This window comes from Devosia sp. (assembly GCF_030689745.1).
GTDB classification, from domain to species: Bacteria; Pseudomonadota; Alphaproteobacteria; order Rhizobiales; family Devosiaceae; genus Devosia; species Devosia alba.
In genome coordinates this window covers 1-18,406 of sequence record NZ_JAUYGL010000012.1, presented here as the reverse complement: position 1 = coordinate 18,406, position 18,406 = coordinate 1, and the positions used below count along the sequence as shown (strand labels likewise).

The window sequence follows — 18,406 nt, the reverse complement described above, 5'->3', positions numbered from 1 at the left end:
GCGGGGGTTTTTGGTATGTCGGGGGCTGGCTGGGCTACATGCCGCGCAAACCCGAGGCGATCTGACGGTTCAGGCGCACCAGGACTTCCAGCTTTTCGGGCCGTGGCTCCAGCAGCACTTCGCGGGTCTGGTTCATGATAAAGATGCACAGATTGGCAACATTCTCGCGCACGTCATGGGGCAGCGGGCTGTCGTCCCTGGTCACCGAGGCAGCGAAAATTGTCCAAAGCTTGCGGTTAAACGTTAGCGCGGGCTTCAGGTCATCGTAGCTGTCGGGCCACTCGTCCTTGATTTTCTGCAGGCCAGCGGCTGCCTTCATGAGCAGCGCGGATTCACGTTCACGCGACGATGCTACGACATTAGCGGTCTGTTGGTAAGCCTGGGCGCCTTGTTGGTGCATGGGATATCAGATCCTGTTCGTATTCGATAAGCCGTTGAGAGGCCTTGAGTGCTTTGTATAGCTGTCCGGTTAATATCTCGTTGTTGATTTGGTTAACAAGCTCGGTAGCGGAGGGGACAGCCAGGATAAATTCGTTCACCAGCAGGAAATAGGCATCGCGGGTCGTGCCGATATCGTCCTCGATATACATCAGTTGCACGGCCAGATAGATGCGCTTGGCAGGGGTGTTGGCTGTTTCGGCGGTGAGAATGTCCTTTTCGCGCAGCACTGGTGCGCGGCCCGCAATAAACAATCGCGTACGCTGATCAGAATTGGTGATGATGCTATTGCCGACCAGTAATTTCTCGCCGGGCTTGAGTTCGACCTTGAGCGCCATTTGGTATGTCTCCGCGACTCCGCAATCGGAAAGACTGGTCTAGCCTGTGATGGCGGCGAAAACAATAAAGGCGGGCCATGGCCCGCCTTACATACTGGATCGTTGCCCGAACAATCTTACTGCAGCAGCTGCAGCACGCTCTGATCGGCCTGGCTGGCCAGCGAGAGCGAGGAGGACGACAGCGACTGGCGGGTCTGCAGGGCCAGCAGGTTGGCGGCTTCTTCGTTCATGTCAGCCAGTGTCAGATTGGCGGCGCCAGTCTGCAGCGTATTGACCATTTCCTTGGTGAAATCCTGCCGGTTCTGCACGATCGACAGATTATACCCGAAGGACGACGCCTGGGAGCGTACATTGCCCAGTGCCATTTTCACTTCGCCGAGCAAGGTGTCGATGTCGGTGTCTGCATCGAGGTTCTTGGCGACCAGGTCGTACAGGCCGAGATTGGCGGCGCTCAGCGCATCGCCATTCTTGGACTGGATATCGATCGAGGATGTACCGTTTTCGTTGAAGGTGATCTTCAGATTGTCGCCGCGCAACAGGTTGATACCGTTGAACGAAGCGTCGTCGGCCAGCTTGTCGAGCTGATCGCGCAGCTCGTTGAACTGCCCGGCCAGGTCGCCGCGCACGGAGTTGCCAGCGATTTTGGCCGCACCAAATGAGGTGCCGTCAACGATGCCTGACGAGGTAACGCCGGCGACATCAAGGTCCTGGGTGGACAGGTTTTCCATGCGCAGCTTGCCATTGTCGTTGCTGGCGCGGATCTTGGACTTGAGGTCGGTGTCCCGATTGATCTCGCGTACCAGTTCATCGACGGTCTTGACTGCAAAGGCCGGGACCGGCGGGACTGCGGTGCCAGAGGCCGGAATACCATCAGTGGTGACGCCGGCTGTGATATTGAGTGTGCCGAGACCGGTGCCGTTTACCGTGAAGTTCTTGCCGTCGGCGTTGGACAGCTCGACTGTGCCAGCGTTGTTGACGGCAACCACGCCAGCGGCCTGCGCTGCAGAAGAATTGTTGATCTGGTCGACGATGTCGTCGCCGTTGTCTGTTGCCGCAACGTTGTTGACGGCGCCAACATTGACCGTCAACCCGTTGATGGTGAAAGAGAAGGCGCCAATGGCGCCCGCAGCGACAGCGCCACTACCATCGCGGGTTGCCGGCGTTGCCGCTTCGTCTGCGCCGCCTAGGCCGATATATTCGAGTTCCGTGCCGCCCAGGGTGATGGCTTCAGCCTTGGCGCTGGCGATTTCGAGCTGTCCATTGGACACGCGAGCGCTAACGCCGCCACTATCGTCCAGGGTCCCAATATGGGCATTGATCTTGGCGGCAAAGGTCTCGACGGTGTCGGCGGCGGTGAAGGCCACGGTGATTGCGGTGCCGCCGTTAAGGCTGGGGGTGGTGATTTCCACCGTGCCGGCTTTGCCGGCTGTGCCACCATTGGCGAAACCGTTTTGCCCAACAACGACATTCTTGTGCAGGTCGATGCTGCCGGGTGTTTCGAAGGCACCATTGGTGAAGTCGAGCTTGCGGGCGAGACCGACGCCGATGGTCTCGGGGTCCAGCGAGAAGGAATCGGTCTGGAACGACTTGTCCTGGCGGGCCTGGCGCAGTGTCGACTGCATCGATTCCAGCGTCTTGGTGATCGAGGTCAGGCCGTTATCCGCCGCTTCCAGCGTCTGAATACCGTTGGCCATCGAGTCCATCAGGGACTTGAGATCGCCGGCTCGGCTGTTCAGCGAGGACGCGGTGAAGAAATTGGTCGGGTTATCCAGCGCCGAATTCACCTTGTTGCCGGTGGACAGACGCTCCTGGGTGCGGCCCATCATCCGTGCCGTGTCCTGGAGCGAAAGCAGGTTCGACCGAACGGCCTTCGAAAGAGAAATATCGGACATCATGGTTCCTTCACTACGGTGCCGACCCGGCGGCGCAAGCCTCTAGTTGAGGTTGACGTAGTCTTAACGCATGAAATCCTAACGCCGCGTTAACCATGCTGGTTGAGATCTCATCAACCATAAACTTGGAGGTGCCCGGTAATCCGGGCTTTCTTCCCCGTTCAGGGGAGGGCGGGGGTGGATGAAATTTGCCGATGAAGCGCCGAAACGAAAAAAGGCGGGCCGAAGCCCGCCTTTCCGATTCTTTGAGTCGCTTGAACCGATTAACGGATCAGCTGGAGGACCGACTGGTCAGCCTGCGAAGCCAGCGAGAGCGAAGAGCTCGACAGTGACTGGCGGGTCTGCAGGGCCAACAGGTTGGCGGCTTCTTCGTTCATGTCAGCCAGCGTCAGATTGGCGCCGCCAGTCTGCAGCGTGTTGATCATGTTCTTGGTGAAGTCCTGACGGTTCTGCACGATCGACAGGTTCGAACCGAAGGCCGACGACTGCGAACGCACACTGTTCAGCGAGCTCTTGAGGTCGCCCAGAAGCTGGTCGATGGTCGCATCGCTGTCAAGGTCTTCTGCCTTGATGTCGAACACGCCCATGTTGGCAGCGTTGACCTGCTCGCTGTTCTTGGTCGAGATGTCGATCGAGGACGTTCCGGTTTCGTTGAACGTGATCTTCAGGTTGTCGCCGCGCAGCAGGTTGATACCGTTGAACGAGGCGTCGTCGGCGGTCTTGTCGAGCTGGTCGCGCAGTTCGTTGAACTGGTCGGCCAGATCGGCGCGAACGCTGTTGCCGAGGATCTTGGCAGCGCCGGTGCTACCGCCATCGATGGCACCCGAGGAGTTGATGCCGTCGATATCCAGAGCCTTGGTGCTCAGGTTTTCGATACGCACCTTGCCATTGTCGTTGGAGGCACGGATCTTGCCCTGCAGAGCGGCATCGCCGTTGATGTCGCTCACCAGCTGATCGAGTGTCTTCACCTCGTTTGCCTGGGAGATGGTAGTGACCGTACCGGAAGCGACGTTACCGTTGGTGACGGCCAAGCTCGTCACAGCACCAATGCCCATGGCGGTACCCAGCGCAGCGTCACTGGTTTCAATGGTGAAGTCGGCAGAGTCAGCGCGGCTGATGTCAAGGCCGGCGGCACCATCGGTAACGGTGAAGCCCTCGGCACTGAGTGCGGCCACCAAATCAGGGCTCTGATCAGCAGCGCCGGCAAAGGTATAGTCTACCGAAGCGCCGCCGGAACGCAGCGTGATGGTCTTGCCGGCCAGAGCAGTCAGATCGGCCGTCAGATCGGCAGTGCCGCCAGTGCCGGTGTGGCTGGAGTCAGCTTGCGTGGTGGCTGCGGCGGCCGAGTGGCCGACATACTGGGCGGCGGTGCCGGCAACGGTCAGGTTTTCACCCTTGGTGCTGACGATCTTGAGCTGACCATCGACAACTGAAGCGTTGACGCCGCCATTGCCGCTGCCAACCTGGCTGAGTTCGTCATTGATCTTGGCGGCCAGGGTCGCTGCCGTATCGGTCTTCACGGCGTCCACCGAAAGGGCGGTGCCGCCATTGAGGCTGTCGGCCTGAATGGTCACGGTGCCGTTGATGCCGACCGTGCCGCCAGTGCCAGCGAAGCCGTTGTTACCGGTCTTGGCCGAGTTGTGCAGCTTGGTCGTGGCACTGCCGTCAAAAGCGCCGCCACTGAAGGTCAATACTTCGGCGGAAGCAGAGCCGACCGTCGTCGCGTCGAGCGAGAACGACTGGGTCTGGAACGACTTGTCCTGGCGAGCCTGACGCAGGGTAGACTGCATCGATTCCAGGGTCTTGGTGATCGAGGTCAGGCCATTGTCAGCGGCTTCCAGGGTCTGGATACCATTGGCCATGGAGTCCATCAGCTGGCCCATGTCACCGGCGCGGGAATTCAGGCCCGAAGCGGTGAAAAAGTTGGTCGGGTTGTCGAGAGCAGAGTTCACCTTATTGCCGGTGGACAGACGCTCCTGCGTCTTGGCCATCATGGTCGCGGTGCTCTGGAGGGAAAGCAGGTTCGAACGAACGGCTTTCGAAAGGGAAATATCACCCATGTTACTAGTCCTTTTCTGGGAATACGCTAACAACGATGCCTCTTCCTGAGGCACGCTCACCTTCATCCGGGAGCCGCTAAAGAAGCGTTAAGTGGCGGACGAAAATCACGACTAGTTTTGAGGGGGCGTGGTCGCGTCCGTCATAGAAAAACGCCCGGAATCCGGGGAATTGCGGGGGGCGGCGCGAGATCCTGGTGAGGTTTTGTTAACGCATTGGAGGCGTAAAACCGCGGTGGGTTGGCCTATTGCGGTCGTCGAGTTTGCGGCTGCGTCAGGCCATCAGATCCTTGAGGCGCGCCAGGGATTCCTCGGGGATGGTGCTGGCGCCGATACGCGCGATCAACTGTTCCATGGTCTTGGGCGTTGGCGACAGGGCGCCGGCAATCACGGCGGCCGCAAATGTCGAACTGCGGTCCCGTTGTGGCTGGGGCTGCAGGCGGGGATCTGGCTGCTGGCGCGGAAACTCACCGTTACTGCTGGAGGTGGGCGTCCTTGCTACTGCCGGTGTGCTGTCAGCCAATAGCGGGCGCTCGGCGGCGGCGGGCCGCGGCCGGAGCTCCGTAATATTGATAGTACCCGATAAGGCCGCGACGGGCATTACTGGAGTGATCATGACGCTGTCCCTGCATCAGCAAAATACCATCGGACAGCGTTGCGACAAAGGTTCTTGTTTTCGATTACTTCAGGTTATCGCAGTTAAATCAAATAAAGAACAAATCACAGCGCGCGATTGACTGCGATGCCGCGCGCCGAGCTGGCCGGATCTGCTGTTATCGTGCCGGCGCGACCGTAGGCCCTGGCCTTGTTCTGCTGGCCGACAATCTGGGCGACGTCAGTGAGGATGTCTTCGGTAACGTTGCGGGCCGTGGCCAGGACGCGCAGGTTTTCCGCCATCTGGGTGGCGAGGGCTTCGTGGCCGTGTCGCAGGCGGTCAATGGCCTGGGGGGCATCGCGCTTGAGCCGCTCGGTCTGGCGCTGCACGGAGCGGGCGAAGCCGACATAGTCCTGGGCCAGCCGTGCCTTGTCGGGCGTCAGGACGCTGGCCTGACGGAGGTGCCCGGCGCGGAGCAGGGTGGTTTCCTGGTTCATGACATCGACCAGGGCGGCCAGAGCCGTCGCGGCCAATTGGCACAATTCGTCGGCGGGCAGGGTGTCGAGGGCATTGAGGCGGGCTGCAGCGGTCACTTGTAGGCTCCCATAGTCGGCATGATCTTGTTCTGGTTATTGGCCGCTTCCTGCATGGCGAGCAGGTCGGGCAGTAATTGTTCGGCAATGCCCAGGCCGCCGTTCTGGGCCATGGTGCCGGCAAGCTGTTCGGCCTGCATGGAGCGCCATGTTTCCTCACCAAAGCCGCCACCCATGGCGTCCTTGTCGGTCTTGATGCTGGAGAACAGCTGCCGGGTCAGGGTATTGAGGAAAACGCCCTCGTATTCTTCGGCCTGCTGCCAGACCCGGGCGGTTTGCGCGGGGGTGAGGCTGGAACCGGCGCGGTCAGCGCTGGTGATCTGGTTCAGCGCCGGCATCACATCACCTCGATTTCGGCTTGCAGGGCCCCGGTGGCCTTGATGGCCTGCAGGATGGCGATGAGATCGCGCGGCGAGATGCCCAGGGCGTTGAGACCATCGACCAGTTGCTGCAGGGTCACGGATTCATTGACGACAGAGAGCGCGGTATCGGAGAGATTGGCGTTGATGGTGGTGTTGGGCTCGACCGCCGTCTGACCATTGGCGAAGGGCAGGGGCTGCACCACTTCGGGGTTTTCCGCGATGGTGACCGTCAGATTGGACTGGGCGACGGCAACGCTGGAGACGCGCACATCCTTGCCCATGACAATGATGCCGGAGTTTTCGTCGATGACGATCTTGGCGGTCTGGTCGGTTTCCACCATCAACTGTTCGATGTCGGTGAGCAGGTCGACAATATTGCCGTTGAAGCCGGGCGGCAGGGTGACACGCACGGTGGCGGGGTCTTCGGGGGTGGCGGTGGGTGCGCCAATGAAATCATTGACCGCCATGGCAATGCGGCGGGCGGTGGTCAGGTCGGGGTTGCGCAGCGCCAGGCGCAGCGAGGTTTGGGCGCCGAGCTGGAAATCGATCTCGCGCTCGATCAGGCCGCCTGAGGCGATGCGACCGGTGGTGGGGACACCCGAGACAATGCTGGCCGCGTCACCGCCGGCGCTGAAGCCGTTGATCAGCACCGGGCCTTGGGCGATGGCGTAGACGTCGCCATCGGCGGCGAGCAGGGGGGTTACCAGCAAGGTGCCGCCCTGCAGGCTGTCGCTATCACCGAGCGCGGCAACCGAGACATCCATGCGGGAGCCCTGGGTGCCAAAGGCCGGCAAATTGGCGGTGACCATGACGGCGGCGACATTGGCGGTGCGGACGTTTTCGCCGGCGGTGTTGACGCCGAGCCGTTCGAGCATGGATTGCAGGGACTGCTTGGTGAAGGGGGAGTTGTTGAGGCTGTCGCCGGTGCCGTTGAGGCCAACCACAAGGCCGTAGCCGACCAACTGGTTGTCGCGCACGCCTTCGAAGTTGACGATGTCCTTGATCCGGGCCGCCGCCGCATGGGCATTGAGGGCAGGCATGAGCGTCAACACGGCGCATAGTGCCGCAGCGATCAGTCTGTGCATCCATGGTCTGGTCATTATCGTCCCCGTATTCGGGCCGCGCCATCCCCATGGTGCGGCATTCGGGGATCACATTGCGAAAACTGTGCCAGTTTGAATTGGGCAGGCTACGCCTTTGATAGTAAAGATTTTTTCTGGTAATATCGGGATTGATCGGGGGCTGAGCGGGCTTGGCCCTGCATTTCTTGCCGGGTGCGTTAAGGCCTTGTTAAGGGTCTGCGGCAGATTTTGCCGGTAGGAAGTGAACTGAATTGAGTCCAGCTGTTGCGCATCGACACCCATAATCGCACTTCGGGCACCGGCAAGGCCGGGGCTTCGGGACGCGCCGGCGCCCGGGCGGACTTTGTGCCGGCTGGTGTCGATGGCCCGAGCCGTGTTGCCGGTGCGGCGCCGGTGGCCAGCACGACGGGCATTGAGGCGATCCTGGCGCTGCAGGCGGTCGGCGGACCGCTGGAGGGCAAGAAGAAGGCGTTGCGCCGCGGTCGGGCGCTGCTCGACGCGCTGGACGAAATCAAGGCCGACCTGCTGGTGGGGCAGGTGAGCGCGGAACGGCTCGACGCCCTGACGACGATGCTGAGCCAGCTGCGGGAGCGCTCCGAGCCGGCGCTCGACGCGGTGCTGGACGACATCGACCTGCGGGTGCGGGTCGAGCTCGCCAAGCTGGGCCGCTATCCCGCGCTGTGAGCGACATTCATCAAAATGTTGTCGATAAGCGCCTATGGGACTGACACGCAGGCGAAATCACATGTTAATCACCGGTAAATTTGTGCGCTTGCGGGGGGGCGCTCGCACGCATATACAGTCCGCCTAAAGGGCACATTGGAGTTGAGTCTGCTGATGTCTTCGATTGCTGAAGTGATTGAATACCGGCCCAGTGACGACGAGCCGTTCATGAATCCGCGCCAGCGGGAATATTTTCGAGCCAAGCTGAACGCGTGGAAGGACGATATTCTGCGCGAAAGCCGGGGGACGCTGGATAGTCTGCAGGAAGAGAACCAGAACCATCCGGACATGGCTGATCGGGCCAGTTCGGAGAGTGACCGGTCACTGGAACTGCGGACGCGCGATCGTCAGCGCAAGCTGATTGCCAAAATTGATTCGGCGCTGAAGCGGCTGGAAGACGGCAGCTACGGCTATTGCGAGGAGACTGGCGATCCGATCGGTCTGGCGCGCCTCGATGCGCGACCCATTGCGACGCTGAGCCTGGAAGCCCAGGAATTGCACGAGCGTCGTGAAAAGGTCTATCGCGACGAATAGAGCGCACCAAACTTGCAACAGGCCCGCAGCGATGCGGGCCTGTTTCGTTAACGGCGCTTGCGCGGCCCATTGCGCCAGGGAAATCAGACCGCGCTGGCATCGACTGGTTCGCGCGCGCTGAGGAGCGCCTGTTTGCGCTCGCTGTAGCGCGCGGTCAGGTAATCGGCATTGCCACGATTGAGCAGGGTGAACTTGACCAGTTCCTCCATCACATCGACTACCCGATCATAATAGGATGATGGCTTCATGCGCCCGTCGGCGTCGAATTCCTGCCAGGCCTTGGCGACCGAGGACTGGTTGGGAATGGTGAGCATGCGCATCCAGCGGCCGAGAATGCGCATCTGGTTGACGGCATTGAAGGATTGCGAGCCGCCCGACACCTGCATCAAGGCGAGCGTGCGGCCCTGGGTCGGCCGGATGGCGCCGCCGGGCAGGGGAATCCAGTCGATCTGGGCCTTGAGCACCGCACTCATGGCGCCGTGCCGCTCCGGGCTGGTCCAGACCTGGCCTTCTGACCACAGCATCAATTGGCGCAGTTCCTGCACCTTGGGATGATCCTCGGGGGCGTCATTGGGCAGGGGCAGGCCGTTGGCGTGGAAGATTCTGACTTCGGCGCCAAAGGCTTCGAGCAGGCGTTGGGCCTCAAAGGTCAGCAGGCGGCTATAGGAGCGCTCGCGCAAGGAGCCATAGAGCATGAGGATGCGCGGCTTGTGACCGGCGGGACGTTCCGAGAGCCGGGTCAGGTCGGGGATGGCAAAGGCGGCGTCAACGATATTGGGGAGATCAGACAAGGCGCCGGCCCCCGGCGTCGATGATGACTTCGCCGTCTTCCTTGGTGAACGGCCCGATCTCGGGGTTCTGCAGTATATCGAGCACCGCTTCGGAGGGGCGGCAGAGCCGGACGCCGCGCGGCGTCTCGACGAAGGGCCGGTTGATCAGGATGGGATGGGCCAGCATGGCGTCGAGCAGGGCGTCATCGGAGAGGGCAGGGTCATCGAGGCCCAGCTCGGCATAGGGCGTATCCTTCTGCCGGATCGCCTGGCGCACGGAAAGGCCGGCATCGGCGATCAACTGCTCGAGGCGGGCGCGCGATGGAGGGTTGGCGCGATAGTCGATGACCTTCGGCTCGACGCCGGACTGGCGGATCATGGCCAGGGTATTGCGCGAGGTGCCGCAGTCGGGATTGTGATAGATGGTGACGGTCATTGGGCCGGCTTTTCCTTCTGGTTTCTGGCGGCATTGTCGTCAAAGGCCGTGCGGGTGCGGTTGGCCAGGGCCACAAGCGAGAGCATGACGGGCACTTCGACCAGCACGCCGACAACCGTTGCCAGCGCGGCGGGCGAGGACAATCCATAGAGGCTGATGGCCACCGCCACGGCCAGTTCGAAAAAGTTGGAGGTGCCGATCATGGCGCAGGGGGCGGCGATGCGGTGCGGGATCCGCAGTGCCCAGGCAGCGGCATAGGCAATGGCGAAAATGCCATAGGACTGGATCAGCAGGGGCACCGCGATCAGGGCGATGATCAGCGGCTGGGCCAGGATGACATTGCCCTGGAAGCCGAACAGCAGCACGACGGTGGCGAGCAGGCCGACCATCGAGGCGGGCTTGAGCCTGGCGATAAAGCCGTCAAGCCGGGTGGTGTTGCCATCGCTGCCCAGGAGATAGCGGCGGGTCAGTACGCCGGCGGCCAGCGGCACCACGACATAGAGCAGGACCGACAGGATGAGCGTGCCCCAGGGCACCGGAATATCGGTAACGCCCAGCAGCAGTGCGACAATCGGGGCATAGGCAAACACCATGACCAGATCGTTTACGCTGACCTGGGCCAGGGTGTAGTTGGCGTCGCCGCGGGTCAGTTGGGACCAGACAAATACCATGGCGGTGCAGGGCGCCGCCCCCAGCAGGATCAGCCCGGCAATATAGCCCTCGGCGTCGGCAGCTGGAATCCAGTCGGCGAACACGCTCTTGAAGAAGAAGACCCCCAGCACGGCCATGGTGAAGGGCTTGATCAGCCAATTGACGACCAGCGTCACCACCAGGCCCTTGGGCTGTTCGGCAATGCGGTGCAGGCTGCCGAGATCGACGGCGATCATCATGGGGTAAACCATGGCCCAGATCAGGACCGCGACCGGCAGATTGACCTGGGCGATTTCGAGGGCTGCCAGGCCGGAGAAGACGCCGGGCAGAAACTGCCCCAGGGCAATGCCGGCAATGATGGCGAGGCCCACCCAAACGGAGAGATAGCGTTCAAAAATGGACATGATCTAGGCGGTTTCCTGGTTGCCGGTGGCGCCCGGCATGGCGCCGATGTCAGCGAGCCGGGACTTTAGCGTCATCCGATCAATCGAGGCCAGCGGCAGGCTTGCAAAGGCGTTGATGCGGTTGCGCATAAATCGCAGGGTGTCTTCGAAAGCCGCGCGTTGCTTGAACGCGGTGCCGGCTTCAGCGGCAGGATCGCTGATGCCCCAATGGGCGGTGATGGGCTTGCCGGGCCAGAGCGGGCAGGCCTCGCCAGCGGCGTTGTCACAGACGGTGAAAACGAAATCCAGGTCTGGCGCGTCTGGGGTCGCGAACTCGTCCCAGGATTTTGAGCGTAGGCCGTAGGTGGCAATACCGGCCTTGGCGAGGGTTTCCAGCGTCAGGGGGTGCACTTCTCCCTTGGGCGTGGACCCCGCAGAATGGGCGCGAAAGCGGCCATCAGGGAGGTTGTTCATCAAGGCCTCGCCGATGATGGAACGGGCCGAATTGCCGGTGCACAGGAACAGGACATTGTAGACGCGATCAGGCATGGTGCGCTTCCTTGGGGCTGCAACAGGGGGTGATATCGGCAATCAGCGGGTCGCACAGTTCGGGGCGGCCGCCGCAGCAATCCTGCACCAGGAAGTTCGTTATCTCGCGCACGCGCTCAATCACGGCACGATAAACGATGGAGCGGCCCTGGCGCTCGGCCTCGATCAGACCGGCGCGGGTCAGGATGGCCAGATGGGTCGACATGGTGTTTTGCGGTACGTCGAGATGACGGGCGATCTCGCCGGCGGGCAGGCCCTGCGGCTCATGGGCCATGACAAGCCGGAAGGCGTCGAGACGGGTGGCCTGGGAGAGGGCGGCGAAGACGTCGATAGCCTGATTGGATTCCATATATCGAGATTTATCGATGGATTGAGCGGCTGTAAAGCCCTGAAACGCCAAACGGGGCCGGCTGGCCCCGCTGGTGTGTTGCCGCGGCGCTGATCAAAAACCGAAGACGGTGGTCAGGCCGGTCTGATTGTTGCCGAACTGGGCGCATTGACCATGGGTGTTTTCGCCGAACTGCAGCAGGGCGCAATTGTTGTTGTCGCCGCGCTGTTCGATGGTGCCGTGATGGCCATTGCCCTCCTGCACGATCAGGCCGCTATTGTTGCGCCCACCCTGATTGACCCCTGCGCTGTTGAAGCTGCCGTGCTGGCGCACATTGGCACCGGGATCGGACACGCCATTGACCAGCGAGAGCGCCAACAGGCCCAGACTAAGCACCTGCTGCTGCTCGCTGCCCTGGGGGGCATAGCTGAAGGTGAACTGGCCGCCAGCGGTGGCCGGTGTGGTCATGCCGGCCACGCCAATGACCAGGGCGGTAGCAGCGGGAACGAATAGCTTGAGCAGTTTGGTGGTGATGCTGGTGGTCTTGCTGGTGGTCATGCTTGTGGTCATGGCGTTTCTCCCGTTTGACGCTGATGCTTTGCAGGCAGTGGACAGAGATTGAAGGAGGCTGGCTGAACCGGTTTGGAGCGGTGCCTTCATTTCCGGTTCAGCCGGCGCCAAGCGGCGGCGCCTCAGGTGAAGCGCGCGTCGGGCTGGGCGCACTCGATGGTCTGGCCGCCCACGGCGATGGAAAAATCCACGCTGTAGCGGGCCTCGGCATTGATCATTACCTGGCCGACCGAGACCGGCTCATCGGCGGGTGCGGCAAAGACCCCACCCTGGCTGACGCTGGACGAATTGCCGTTTGTGCGGGTCTTGATGGCAAGGCGATACTCGCCGGTGACTGCCCTGGGGCTCAGCACGGAGCCCTCGATGCTGCGCATGCCATTCTGAGTGTGCTCGACAATGGTGCAGCGGGGCGCGGGGGTGTCGGCATTGGCCATGCCGGCGGATGCAGCGCCGGCCACCATGCCGAGGCCAAGGAGCAGGGGCAGGGCCCGGGTGAACGAGGTCATTGGCATATCCTCCTGGTGAATGCGGCTGGCTGGCATTGTAGTGTCAGCTGCGGTGACGGGGATTAGTCGCAGACCTGGACGAAGGCGGTGACATTGCCACTGCCGCCCTGGACGACATTGGCGTTGCAGCCATTGCCCACCTGCACGCCAGCGGTGATGTTGCCATTGCCGTCCTGGCTGATGATCGCGTTGTGGTTGTCGCCGAACTGGCCGATGCCGGCGGCGTTGCGATTGCCGCGCTGGATGGTTTCGGCCCGGTTGTAGCGACCTTGCTGGCCAATGGCGCCAATATTGCGGTCGCCGGTCTGGCGGCCGGTGGCAGTGTTCCAGCTGCCGCTCTGCTGCACGCCGAGGCGGTTGTACCAGCCGGTCTGGCTGCCGCCGGCGCTGTGGCTGTAGCCGGACTGGTCGATCAAGACGTCATTGGCCATGGCGGGCAGGGCGGTGATGGCGATGATGGCGGCGATTGCGGTGGTGACGATGGTGCGCTGCATGGGTCTCTCCTGCTGGCTGCACTTCCTGCGAAGCGCTTCTTGCCGATGACCCAGAGATAGACCCGTGCCGTCGAACCGAGCCTGAACCCGCAATTCAGCCTGGGTTCAGGATGGGGGCAGGGCCCAGAGCGATGGTGCGGGTAATGCCGATGGCGTCGAGAAAAGCCGCGTCATGGCTGACCACCAGCAGGGCGCCATCGTAGCCGCGCAGCCCGGCTTCGACCTGGGCAATGGTCTCGATGTCGAGATGGTTGGTCGGTTCGTCCAGGATCAGCAGTTGCGGCGGGGCATTGCCGCCAATGGTGCAGGCGAGACCCGCCCGCAAGGTCTCGCCCCCGCTGAGCGTGCCGACGCGCTGCAGCGCCGCATCGGCGCGAAACATGAAGCGGGCCAGAGCCGAGCGGCAGGTGTTTTCGTCGGCTGCGGGATTGAGGGCGCGGAAATTGTCGCGAATGCTCAGGGCCGGATCGAGCAGGCTGACGGTCTGGTCAAGCAGGGCAAAAGCCAGGTGGATGCGGGCGGTGCCGGACACGGGCGGCAGGTCGCCGGTGAGCAGGCGCAGCAGGCTGGTCTTGCCCGCGCCATTGGGGCCGGTAATGGCGACGCGCTCGGGCCCGGCCAGATGCAGGGAAAAATCGCGGATGACTGGGCCGAGCGGATCGGGACCCCCGCTGAGCGTATCGGCCTGCAGCACGGTGCGGCCCTGGGGCAGACCGGTGGGGGTCAGGGTCACGGTCAACGGCGTGAGCACTTCCACCCGAGCGCGGGCGGCACTGGCGGCCTCGGCGGCCTGGCTGCGCAGGCGGTCGGCGAGGCGGGCGCCTTCGCCACTGGTATTTTCGGCATTCTCCTTCATGCCGCCCAGCATGATGCGGGGGATGTCACCCTTGGCCGCCTTGCGCTTGCCCGCGCCGTCCTTGCGTGCCTTTTTCTCGGCCACGGCCTGCAGCTTGCGGTCGATCTCGGCAATTTTGCGTTCCGAACTGGCCAGATCGTGCTCGGCCGCGGCCAACTCCAGTGCCTTGCGTTCGGCGTAGAGATCCCAGTTGCCGCCATAGGTGCGGGCGCCCAGGCTGGTCAGTTCGACAATGGCGTCCATTTCGCGCAGCAAAGCGCGGTCATGGCTGACCACGATGGCGGCGCCACGCCAGTCCCGCAGCAGGTTGGCCACGGCCTCGCGGCCATCGGCGTCGAGATTGTTGGTCGGCTCGTCGAGCAGGATGATATCGGGCTGGGCCAGGATCAGCCGGGCCAGCGACAGGCGGGTGCGCTGGCCGCCGCTGAGCGTATCGAGGCGCCGGTCGGGGGCGAATTCGGGCAGGCCGACCTGCTGCAGCGCCGCCTGGATGCGGCCAGGCAGGGACCAGTCCGCCTCGCCGGCATCCTCGACGCTGCCCCGGCCCTGTTCGAGCCGGTCGAGCAAAGCCATGGCCTGGGAAACCCCAAGATGGTCGGCGACGGTCGCGTCATGTTCCACTTGTACCGATTGCTCCAGCATGCCGAGTGTTCCGGCAAGGGTAACCGATCCGGCGGCGGGGGGGACAAGTCCGGCAATGAGGCGGAGCAGGGTGGATTTGCCCGTGCCGTTGCGGCCGATCAGCCCGGTGCGGCCGGGGCCGAAGGAGAGCTCGAGATCGGTGAAAAGCGGCTGGTTATCGGGCGTGGACCAGGAGAGCTGGTGCAGGGAAACGGAGACGGGCATGGACGGATTCCAGATGAGCGATGCGGGCGAGGCAGTCGGTCATCGTGCTATCCATGGGGTACCGTCCGGTCAGTGCTGCGGGTGATGGGAAGATAGGCAGCGGGGCCAGGATGTCAAGTTTGGGTATCCGGTGTTCAGCCCGTCACCCCACCCTTGATCCCTCCCCGCAAGGGGAGGGAGGCGATGAGCACTGGCATCGGAACTGGCGCCTCCCTCCCCTGGATGGGGAGGTTGGGAGGGGGTGTTGTGAGCCCCGATATTCGGGCCAAACCACCCCCACCCTTGATCCCTCCCCGCAAGGGGGAGGGTGTCGACTGAAACATCCAGACTTACGCCAAGTACCTCGCCTTCAGATGAGCCTTGAAGATGTCGGCGTTGAGGGGCTGACCCGTCGCTTTGGTGATCAGTTCGGGGGTCGACCAGCGCGATCCCTGGCTCCAGATATGCTCGGCCCGCCACTGATTGACGCCGGTGAAATCGCCCCTGGCGATGTCTGCGCGCAGGTTGGGCTGGGCCTTTTCCAGCGCGGCCCATTGCTGGGCGGCGATCATGGCGCCCAGGGTGTAGCTGGGGAAATAGCCAAAGGCGCCACCGGGCCAGTGCACGTCCTGCATCGGGCCGTCCTTGGGGTCGTTGATGGTGGAGAGGCCGAGATACTGGGTCATCTTGGCGTCCCAGGCCTCGGGGATCTGGCTGGCCTCGAGCTGGCCCGCGACCAGATCCTGCTCCAGTTCGTAGCGCAGGATGACGTGCAGCGGGTAGGTGACCTCGTCGGCGTCGACGCGGATATAGCCGCGCTGGACGAAGTTCACCTCGCTCAGGATATCGGCGGTTTGCCAGCCGGGGATGGCGTCCTCGCCCAGATGCAGGTGCACCAGCGGCAGGGCGAATTCCCAGAATTCGGGGCTGCGGGCGAGCTGCATTTCCACGAACAGGCTCTGGCTTTCATGGATGCCCATGCCGCGTGCCTTGCCCAGCGGCCAGTGCGACCAGGCCTTGGGCAGGCCCTGCTCGTAAAGCGCGTGGCCGGTTTCGTGCAGTACGCCCATCAGCGCGCTGAGGAACTCGTCGGTGCGATAGCGCGTGGTCATGCGCACATCGGTGGGCACGCCGCCGCAGAAGGGGTGGTGCGAGACGGCGAGCGAGCCATGGGTGAAATCAAAGCCGACGGCGCGCATGGCGGCCAGGCCCAGTTCGCGCTGCCTATCAATCGGGTAGGGGCCGTTCAGCGGCTTGCGCGGGCGTCTGGCGAGGCGGGCCTCCTGGGCGTCGAGCGCCTGCGGCACGAAGCCGGTGAGGAAGCTCTTGAGATCGGCGAAGACCGGGTCGAGATCGGCGGTGCGGTTGCCGGGGTCATACTGATCCATCAGCGCGTCATAGGGGGCCAGCCCCAGCGCGTCGGCGCGCAGCTGGGCCTCTTCGCGCACCAGGGCAACGACGCCTTCCAGCGCCGGCAGGAAGCTGTCCCAATCGCCCTTGGGACGCAGCTCGCGCCAGAGCTGTTCGGAACGCATGGTGGCGGCAGTGCGGCGCTCGACAAATTCGGTGGGCAGGCAGGTGGCGTTGATGTATTGGCGCCGGAATTCGGCCAGCGCCAGGGTCTGGTCTTCGGTTTCGGGGCGGGCGGCCTCGATCCAGTCGGCGATCTCGGGCGCGGTGGCCTGGGCGTGATACATGCCGGCCAGATTGGCCATGGCTTCGGCCCGCTTTTCGCCGCCACCGACCGCCATGTGGGTGGCCTCGTCAGCGCCCAGAATGGAGAGGGCATGTTCCAGCGATTCGAGTTTGCGGCCAAGATCGTCGAGTTTTTGGAAGGACAAGGTCAGACTCCGAACAGAACAGGACCAAGGTGTTCCATAGCTGGCGGCGAGGGGCAAGCACGCCAAGGCGCCGCCTGAAATGCGGTTGTCACAAGCGAGCGGACCCCGAGACGGCTTTCGCCTCTGGTAAAGTAAAAATAGTGAGACGAAACCGCCTCGGGGCGCCGGTTTTTGGAACTGTACGGCGGCACGGGGATCGCTCGCCCCCACACGGCCGGACTGGAACCTGTGCGGCAGGCAAAGACCACACCCGGCTCACCCCGCCACTGTTCGCCTGCAGGCCGCCCATGCGGGGTGATGGGCAGAGTATGCGCGCGGTTCGAGGGGCGGGGATAAATCAGCCAGGATTGCCATCGCTCCTTCCCATATGCAGGCAGGGGCAAGGTGAAGGCCTGCTGCATGTCAAAAATGGGGTGGGAAGGGGACTGGCGGCTTTTGGTGGCGAAATTGGACAAGCGGACACTTGATACACTGAGCGCCCAGTGAGGCACGTCATCAATGTCATTATCGCCGCGTGTTAAAAGCTGGCGACATACTATTACCATACAGGGCAAAATGCCCTCCACGGCTTTTCGGCATTGCCACGATGGACTGCTGACCACAAAGTCGCCGCCGATTCGTTCAAAGTGCGGTGTTTTCGTGCCATCTTTCAAGCAACTGCCCGTATTGCCTGCACAATTCCGCACTCCGACACCCCTGCTCATTGCACTATTGGTGGGCATCGCTGGCACTGCCCTATTCTCAGGCGTCCACGGCGCGCGGGCACAAACGTGCACCTCGAGCGCACCGCAGTCGGCAGCCGTGAGTGGCGATATGGCACGACCTCAGCGTATCGAACACGTGCTGGTCAATAATAGCGTGTTAAAACAGGAGGGCGGTGACTGGTGCGGAAATGTTGAGCTCAATAACGACTACATCGAATCTCGGTTAAACAGCACTTGGAACGGTGATATATGGGAAAACACGGGCACCATCGTCAATGCGGACACCAGTATCTGGATCGGTAATATCCACAGTAACAGCTCCGTTATCGATAATTACGATCTGGAGGGCATATGGATCGGAGATATCTGGTCCAATGCCGACGACATATTCAATGGCGGACGATGGGAGGGCAATATAGTCAGCAATGATGACTATATTTCCAACTATTATGCCGAGAGCATTTGGAACGGCGATGTCCAGACCAATGCCGGCACCATCCTTAATACCGGAACCTGGAATGGTGATGTGCTGGCCAATACAGGCACGATCGTCAATATCGGGACCTGGAACGGCGCATTGACCAGTTCCAGTTCCGGCATCCTGCAGGTCGGAGAGGGCGGCGCCGCAGGCACCATACTGGGCAATGTTGCCAATTCCGGCACCCTGGCGTTTGACCACAGTGACACCTCGACATTCGGCGGCAATATCAGCGGCACCGGTGTTGTGACAAAGTCCGGGGCTGGTACGCTGATCTTGACCGGCAACGCTGCTCATACCGGCGGAACGACAATCAACGGTGGCACTCTGCAGATCGGCAATGGCGGCACCGAAGGCACTATCACCGGCCCCGTCGCCAATGCGGGGACGCTGATATTCAA

22 protein-coding genes are annotated in these 18,406 nt (G+C 62.4%); 4 read left to right on the top strand and 18 right to left on the bottom strand.

Features of this window, described 5'->3' with window-relative positions; translation table 11 throughout:
• Positions 1 to 34: 34 nt before the first annotated feature.
• From flaF to Q8O80_RS01105, 5 genes are all read right to left on the bottom strand, one after another.
• The gene (gene flaF / locus Q8O80_RS01125) at positions 35 to 400 is read right to left on the bottom strand and encodes a flagellar biosynthesis regulator FlaF (protein ID WP_305576040.1); all 366 of its coding nucleotides are present in this window, start codon (positions 398 to 400) and stop codon (positions 35 to 37) included.
• On the bottom strand, positions 360 to 776 hold the full coding sequence (gene flbT / locus Q8O80_RS01120) for a flagellar biosynthesis repressor FlbT (protein WP_305576038.1): 417 nt from the start codon (positions 774 to 776) through the stop codon (positions 360 to 362). Before flbT ends, flaF begins: the two co-directional genes overlap by 41 nt.
• Positions 777 to 892: 116 nt before the next feature.
• Entirely contained in the window at positions 893 to 2,668 is a 1,776-nt protein-coding gene (locus Q8O80_RS01115; RefSeq protein ID WP_305576036.1) for a flagellin, read from the bottom strand.
• 263 nt (positions 2,669 to 2,931) lie between these two features.
• Positions 2,932 to 4,728: a flagellin gene (locus Q8O80_RS01110; RefSeq protein WP_305576034.1), complete on the bottom strand. Its 1,797-nt coding sequence runs from the start codon at positions 4,726 to 4,728 to the stop codon at positions 2,932 to 2,934.
• Positions 4,729 to 4,999: 271 nt separating this feature from the next.
• The gene (locus tag Q8O80_RS01105; protein ID WP_305576032.1) at positions 5,000 to 5,341 is read right to left on the bottom strand and encodes a hypothetical protein; all 342 of its coding nucleotides are present in this window, start codon (positions 5,339 to 5,341) and stop codon (positions 5,000 to 5,002) included.
• On the opposite strand from Q8O80_RS01105, the gene Q8O80_RS01100 reads away from it, so the two are divergent.
• Positions 5,340 to 5,462, top strand: a complete 123-nt coding sequence (locus Q8O80_RS01100; RefSeq protein WP_305576030.1) for a hypothetical protein — start codon at positions 5,340 to 5,342, stop codon at positions 5,460 to 5,462. The genes Q8O80_RS01105 and Q8O80_RS01100 overlap by 2 nt on opposite strands.
• Here Q8O80_RS01100 and Q8O80_RS01095 read toward each other — a convergent pair.
• Genes Q8O80_RS01095 through Q8O80_RS01085 form a run of 3 tightly spaced genes read right to left on the bottom strand, consistent with a single transcriptional unit; the run spans position 5,446 to position 7,375 of the window.
• Positions 5,446 to 5,913, bottom strand: coding sequence for a flagellar protein FlgN (locus Q8O80_RS01095; protein WP_305576028.1), 468 nt, complete (start codon positions 5,911 to 5,913; stop codon positions 5,446 to 5,448). The two genes, Q8O80_RS01100 and Q8O80_RS01095, sit on opposite strands and share 17 nt — an antisense overlap.
• Entirely contained in the window at positions 5,910 to 6,251 is a 342-nt protein-coding gene (locus tag Q8O80_RS01090; protein ID WP_305576026.1) for a rod-binding protein, read from the bottom strand. The genes Q8O80_RS01095 and Q8O80_RS01090 overlap by 4 nt, the downstream gene beginning before the upstream one ends.
• Positions 6,251 to 7,375: a flagellar basal body P-ring protein FlgI gene (locus Q8O80_RS01085; protein WP_371136068.1), complete on the bottom strand. Its 1,125-nt coding sequence runs from the start codon at positions 7,373 to 7,375 to the stop codon at positions 6,251 to 6,253. Before Q8O80_RS01085 ends, Q8O80_RS01090 begins: the two co-directional genes overlap by 1 nt.
• Before the next feature lie 246 nt (positions 7,376 to 7,621).
• On the opposite strand from Q8O80_RS01085, the gene Q8O80_RS01080 reads away from it, so the two are divergent.
• Together Q8O80_RS01080 and dksA are read left to right on the top strand one after the other, a co-directional pair.
• Entirely contained in the window at positions 7,622 to 8,041 is a 420-nt protein-coding gene (locus Q8O80_RS01080) for a flagellar assembly protein FliX (RefSeq protein WP_305576024.1), read from the top strand.
• 153 nt (positions 8,042 to 8,194) lie between these two features.
• Positions 8,195 to 8,614, top strand: coding sequence for an RNA polymerase-binding protein DksA (gene dksA, locus Q8O80_RS01075; RefSeq protein ID WP_305576022.1), 420 nt, complete (start codon positions 8,195 to 8,197; stop codon positions 8,612 to 8,614).
• Between the two features lie 83 nt (positions 8,615 to 8,697).
• Here the strand turns inward: dksA and arsH are convergent, their stop codons facing one another.
• From arsH to Q8O80_RS01025, 10 genes are all read right to left on the bottom strand, one after another.
• Complete coding sequence (arsH, locus tag Q8O80_RS01070) at positions 8,698 to 9,405, bottom strand: arsenical resistance protein ArsH (RefSeq protein ID WP_305576020.1); 708 nt, start codon at positions 9,403 to 9,405, stop codon at positions 8,698 to 8,700.
• A complete protein-coding gene (gene arsC, locus Q8O80_RS01065) occupies positions 9,398 to 9,820 on the bottom strand; it encodes an arsenate reductase (glutaredoxin) (protein WP_305576017.1) in 423 nt (140 codons plus the stop codon). Before arsC ends, arsH begins: the two co-directional genes overlap by 8 nt.
• Complete coding sequence (arsB, locus tag Q8O80_RS01060) at positions 9,817 to 10,875, bottom strand: ACR3 family arsenite efflux transporter (protein ID WP_305576015.1); 1,059 nt, start codon at positions 10,873 to 10,875, stop codon at positions 9,817 to 9,819. The genes arsC and arsB overlap by 4 nt, the downstream gene beginning before the upstream one ends.
• Positions 10,876 to 10,878: 3 nt before the next feature.
• Positions 10,879 to 11,403 carry an arsenate reductase ArsC gene (locus Q8O80_RS01055; protein ID WP_305576013.1) on the bottom strand — a complete coding sequence of 175 codons (525 nt, stop codon included), beginning with the start codon at positions 11,401 to 11,403 and terminating at the stop codon, positions 10,879 to 10,881.
• Positions 11,396 to 11,752, bottom strand: coding sequence for a helix-turn-helix transcriptional regulator (locus Q8O80_RS01050; RefSeq protein ID WP_305576011.1), 357 nt, complete (start codon positions 11,750 to 11,752; stop codon positions 11,396 to 11,398). Before Q8O80_RS01050 ends, Q8O80_RS01055 begins: the two co-directional genes overlap by 8 nt.
• 93 nt (positions 11,753 to 11,845) lie before the next feature.
• Positions 11,846 to 12,301, bottom strand: a complete 456-nt coding sequence (locus tag Q8O80_RS01045; RefSeq protein ID WP_305576009.1) for a curlin — start codon at positions 12,299 to 12,301, stop codon at positions 11,846 to 11,848.
• A 122-nt stretch (positions 12,302 to 12,423) separates the two neighbouring features.
• Positions 12,424 to 12,807: a curli-like amyloid fiber formation chaperone CsgH gene (gene csgH, locus Q8O80_RS01040; RefSeq protein ID WP_305576006.1), complete on the bottom strand. Its 384-nt coding sequence runs from the start codon at positions 12,805 to 12,807 to the stop codon at positions 12,424 to 12,426.
• Between the two features lie 62 nt (positions 12,808 to 12,869).
• Entirely contained in the window at positions 12,870 to 13,301 is a 432-nt protein-coding gene (locus tag Q8O80_RS01035; protein WP_305576004.1) for a curlin, read from the bottom strand.
• A 94-nt stretch (positions 13,302 to 13,395) separates the two neighbouring features.
• Positions 13,396 to 15,003, bottom strand: coding sequence for an ABC-F family ATP-binding cassette domain-containing protein (locus Q8O80_RS01030; protein ID WP_305576002.1), 1,608 nt, complete (start codon positions 15,001 to 15,003; stop codon positions 13,396 to 13,398).
• A 329-nt stretch (positions 15,004 to 15,332) separates the two neighbouring features.
• Entirely contained in the window at positions 15,333 to 16,823 is a 1,491-nt protein-coding gene (locus Q8O80_RS01025) for a carboxypeptidase M32 (RefSeq protein ID WP_305576000.1), read from the bottom strand.
• Between the two features lie 813 nt (positions 16,824 to 17,636).
• Here Q8O80_RS01025 and Q8O80_RS01020 point away from each other — a divergent pair.
• A partial coding sequence (locus Q8O80_RS01020; RefSeq protein WP_305575998.1) for an autotransporter-associated beta strand repeat-containing protein occupies positions 17,637 to 18,406 on the top strand: 770 nt, incomplete at its 3' end.

Excerpts from the sequence above, each read along its gene's own strand:
- flaF (WP_305576040.1), bottom strand. The coding sequence starts at position 400 with ATGCACCAACAAGGCGCCCAGGCTTACCAACAGACCGCTAATGTCGTA.
- flbT (WP_305576038.1), bottom strand. The coding sequence starts at position 776 with ATGGCGCTCAAGGTCGAACTCAAGCCCGGCGAGAAATTACTGGTCGGC.
- Q8O80_RS01115 (WP_305576036.1), bottom strand. The coding sequence starts at position 2,668 with ATGTCCGATATTTCTCTTTCGAAGGCCGTTCGGTCGAACCTGCTTTCG.
- Q8O80_RS01110 (WP_305576034.1), bottom strand. The coding sequence starts at position 4,728 with ATGGGTGATATTTCCCTTTCGAAAGCCGTTCGTTCGAACCTGCTTTCC.
- Q8O80_RS01100 (WP_305576030.1), top strand. The coding sequence starts at position 5,340 with ATGACGCTGTCCCTGCATCAGCAAAATACCATCGGACAGCGTTGCGAC.
- Q8O80_RS01105 (WP_305576032.1), bottom strand. The coding sequence starts at position 5,341 with ATGATCACTCCAGTAATGCCCGTCGCGGCCTTATCGGGTACTATCAAT.
- Q8O80_RS01090 (WP_305576026.1), bottom strand. The coding sequence starts at position 6,251 with ATGCCGGCGCTGAACCAGATCACCAGCGCTGACCGCGCCGGTTCCAGC.
- Q8O80_RS01085 (WP_371136068.1), bottom strand. The coding sequence starts at position 7,375 with ATGACCAGACCATGGATGCACAGACTGATCGCTGCGGCACTATGCGCC.
- dksA (WP_305576022.1), top strand. The coding sequence starts at position 8,195 with ATGTCTTCGATTGCTGAAGTGATTGAATACCGGCCCAGTGACGACGAG.
- arsC (WP_305576017.1), bottom strand. The coding sequence starts at position 9,820 with ATGACCGTCACCATCTATCACAATCCCGACTGCGGCACCTCGCGCAAT.
- arsB (WP_305576015.1), bottom strand. The coding sequence starts at position 10,875 with ATGTCCATTTTTGAACGCTATCTCTCCGTTTGGGTGGGCCTCGCCATC.
- Q8O80_RS01055 (WP_305576013.1), bottom strand. The coding sequence starts at position 11,403 with ATGCCTGATCGCGTCTACAATGTCCTGTTCCTGTGCACCGGCAATTCG.
- Q8O80_RS01050 (WP_305576011.1), bottom strand. The coding sequence starts at position 11,752 with ATGGAATCCAATCAGGCTATCGACGTCTTCGCCGCCCTCTCCCAGGCC.
- Q8O80_RS01045 (WP_305576009.1), bottom strand. The coding sequence starts at position 12,301 with ATGACCACAAGCATGACCACCAGCAAGACCACCAGCATCACCACCAAA.
- csgH (WP_305576006.1), bottom strand. The coding sequence starts at position 12,807 with ATGACCTCGTTCACCCGGGCCCTGCCCCTGCTCCTTGGCCTCGGCATG.
- Q8O80_RS01035 (WP_305576004.1), bottom strand. The coding sequence starts at position 13,301 with ATGCAGCGCACCATCGTCACCACCGCAATCGCCGCCATCATCGCCATC.
- Q8O80_RS01030 (WP_305576002.1), bottom strand. The coding sequence starts at position 15,003 with ATGCCCGTCTCCGTTTCCCTGCACCAGCTCTCCTGGTCCACGCCCGAT.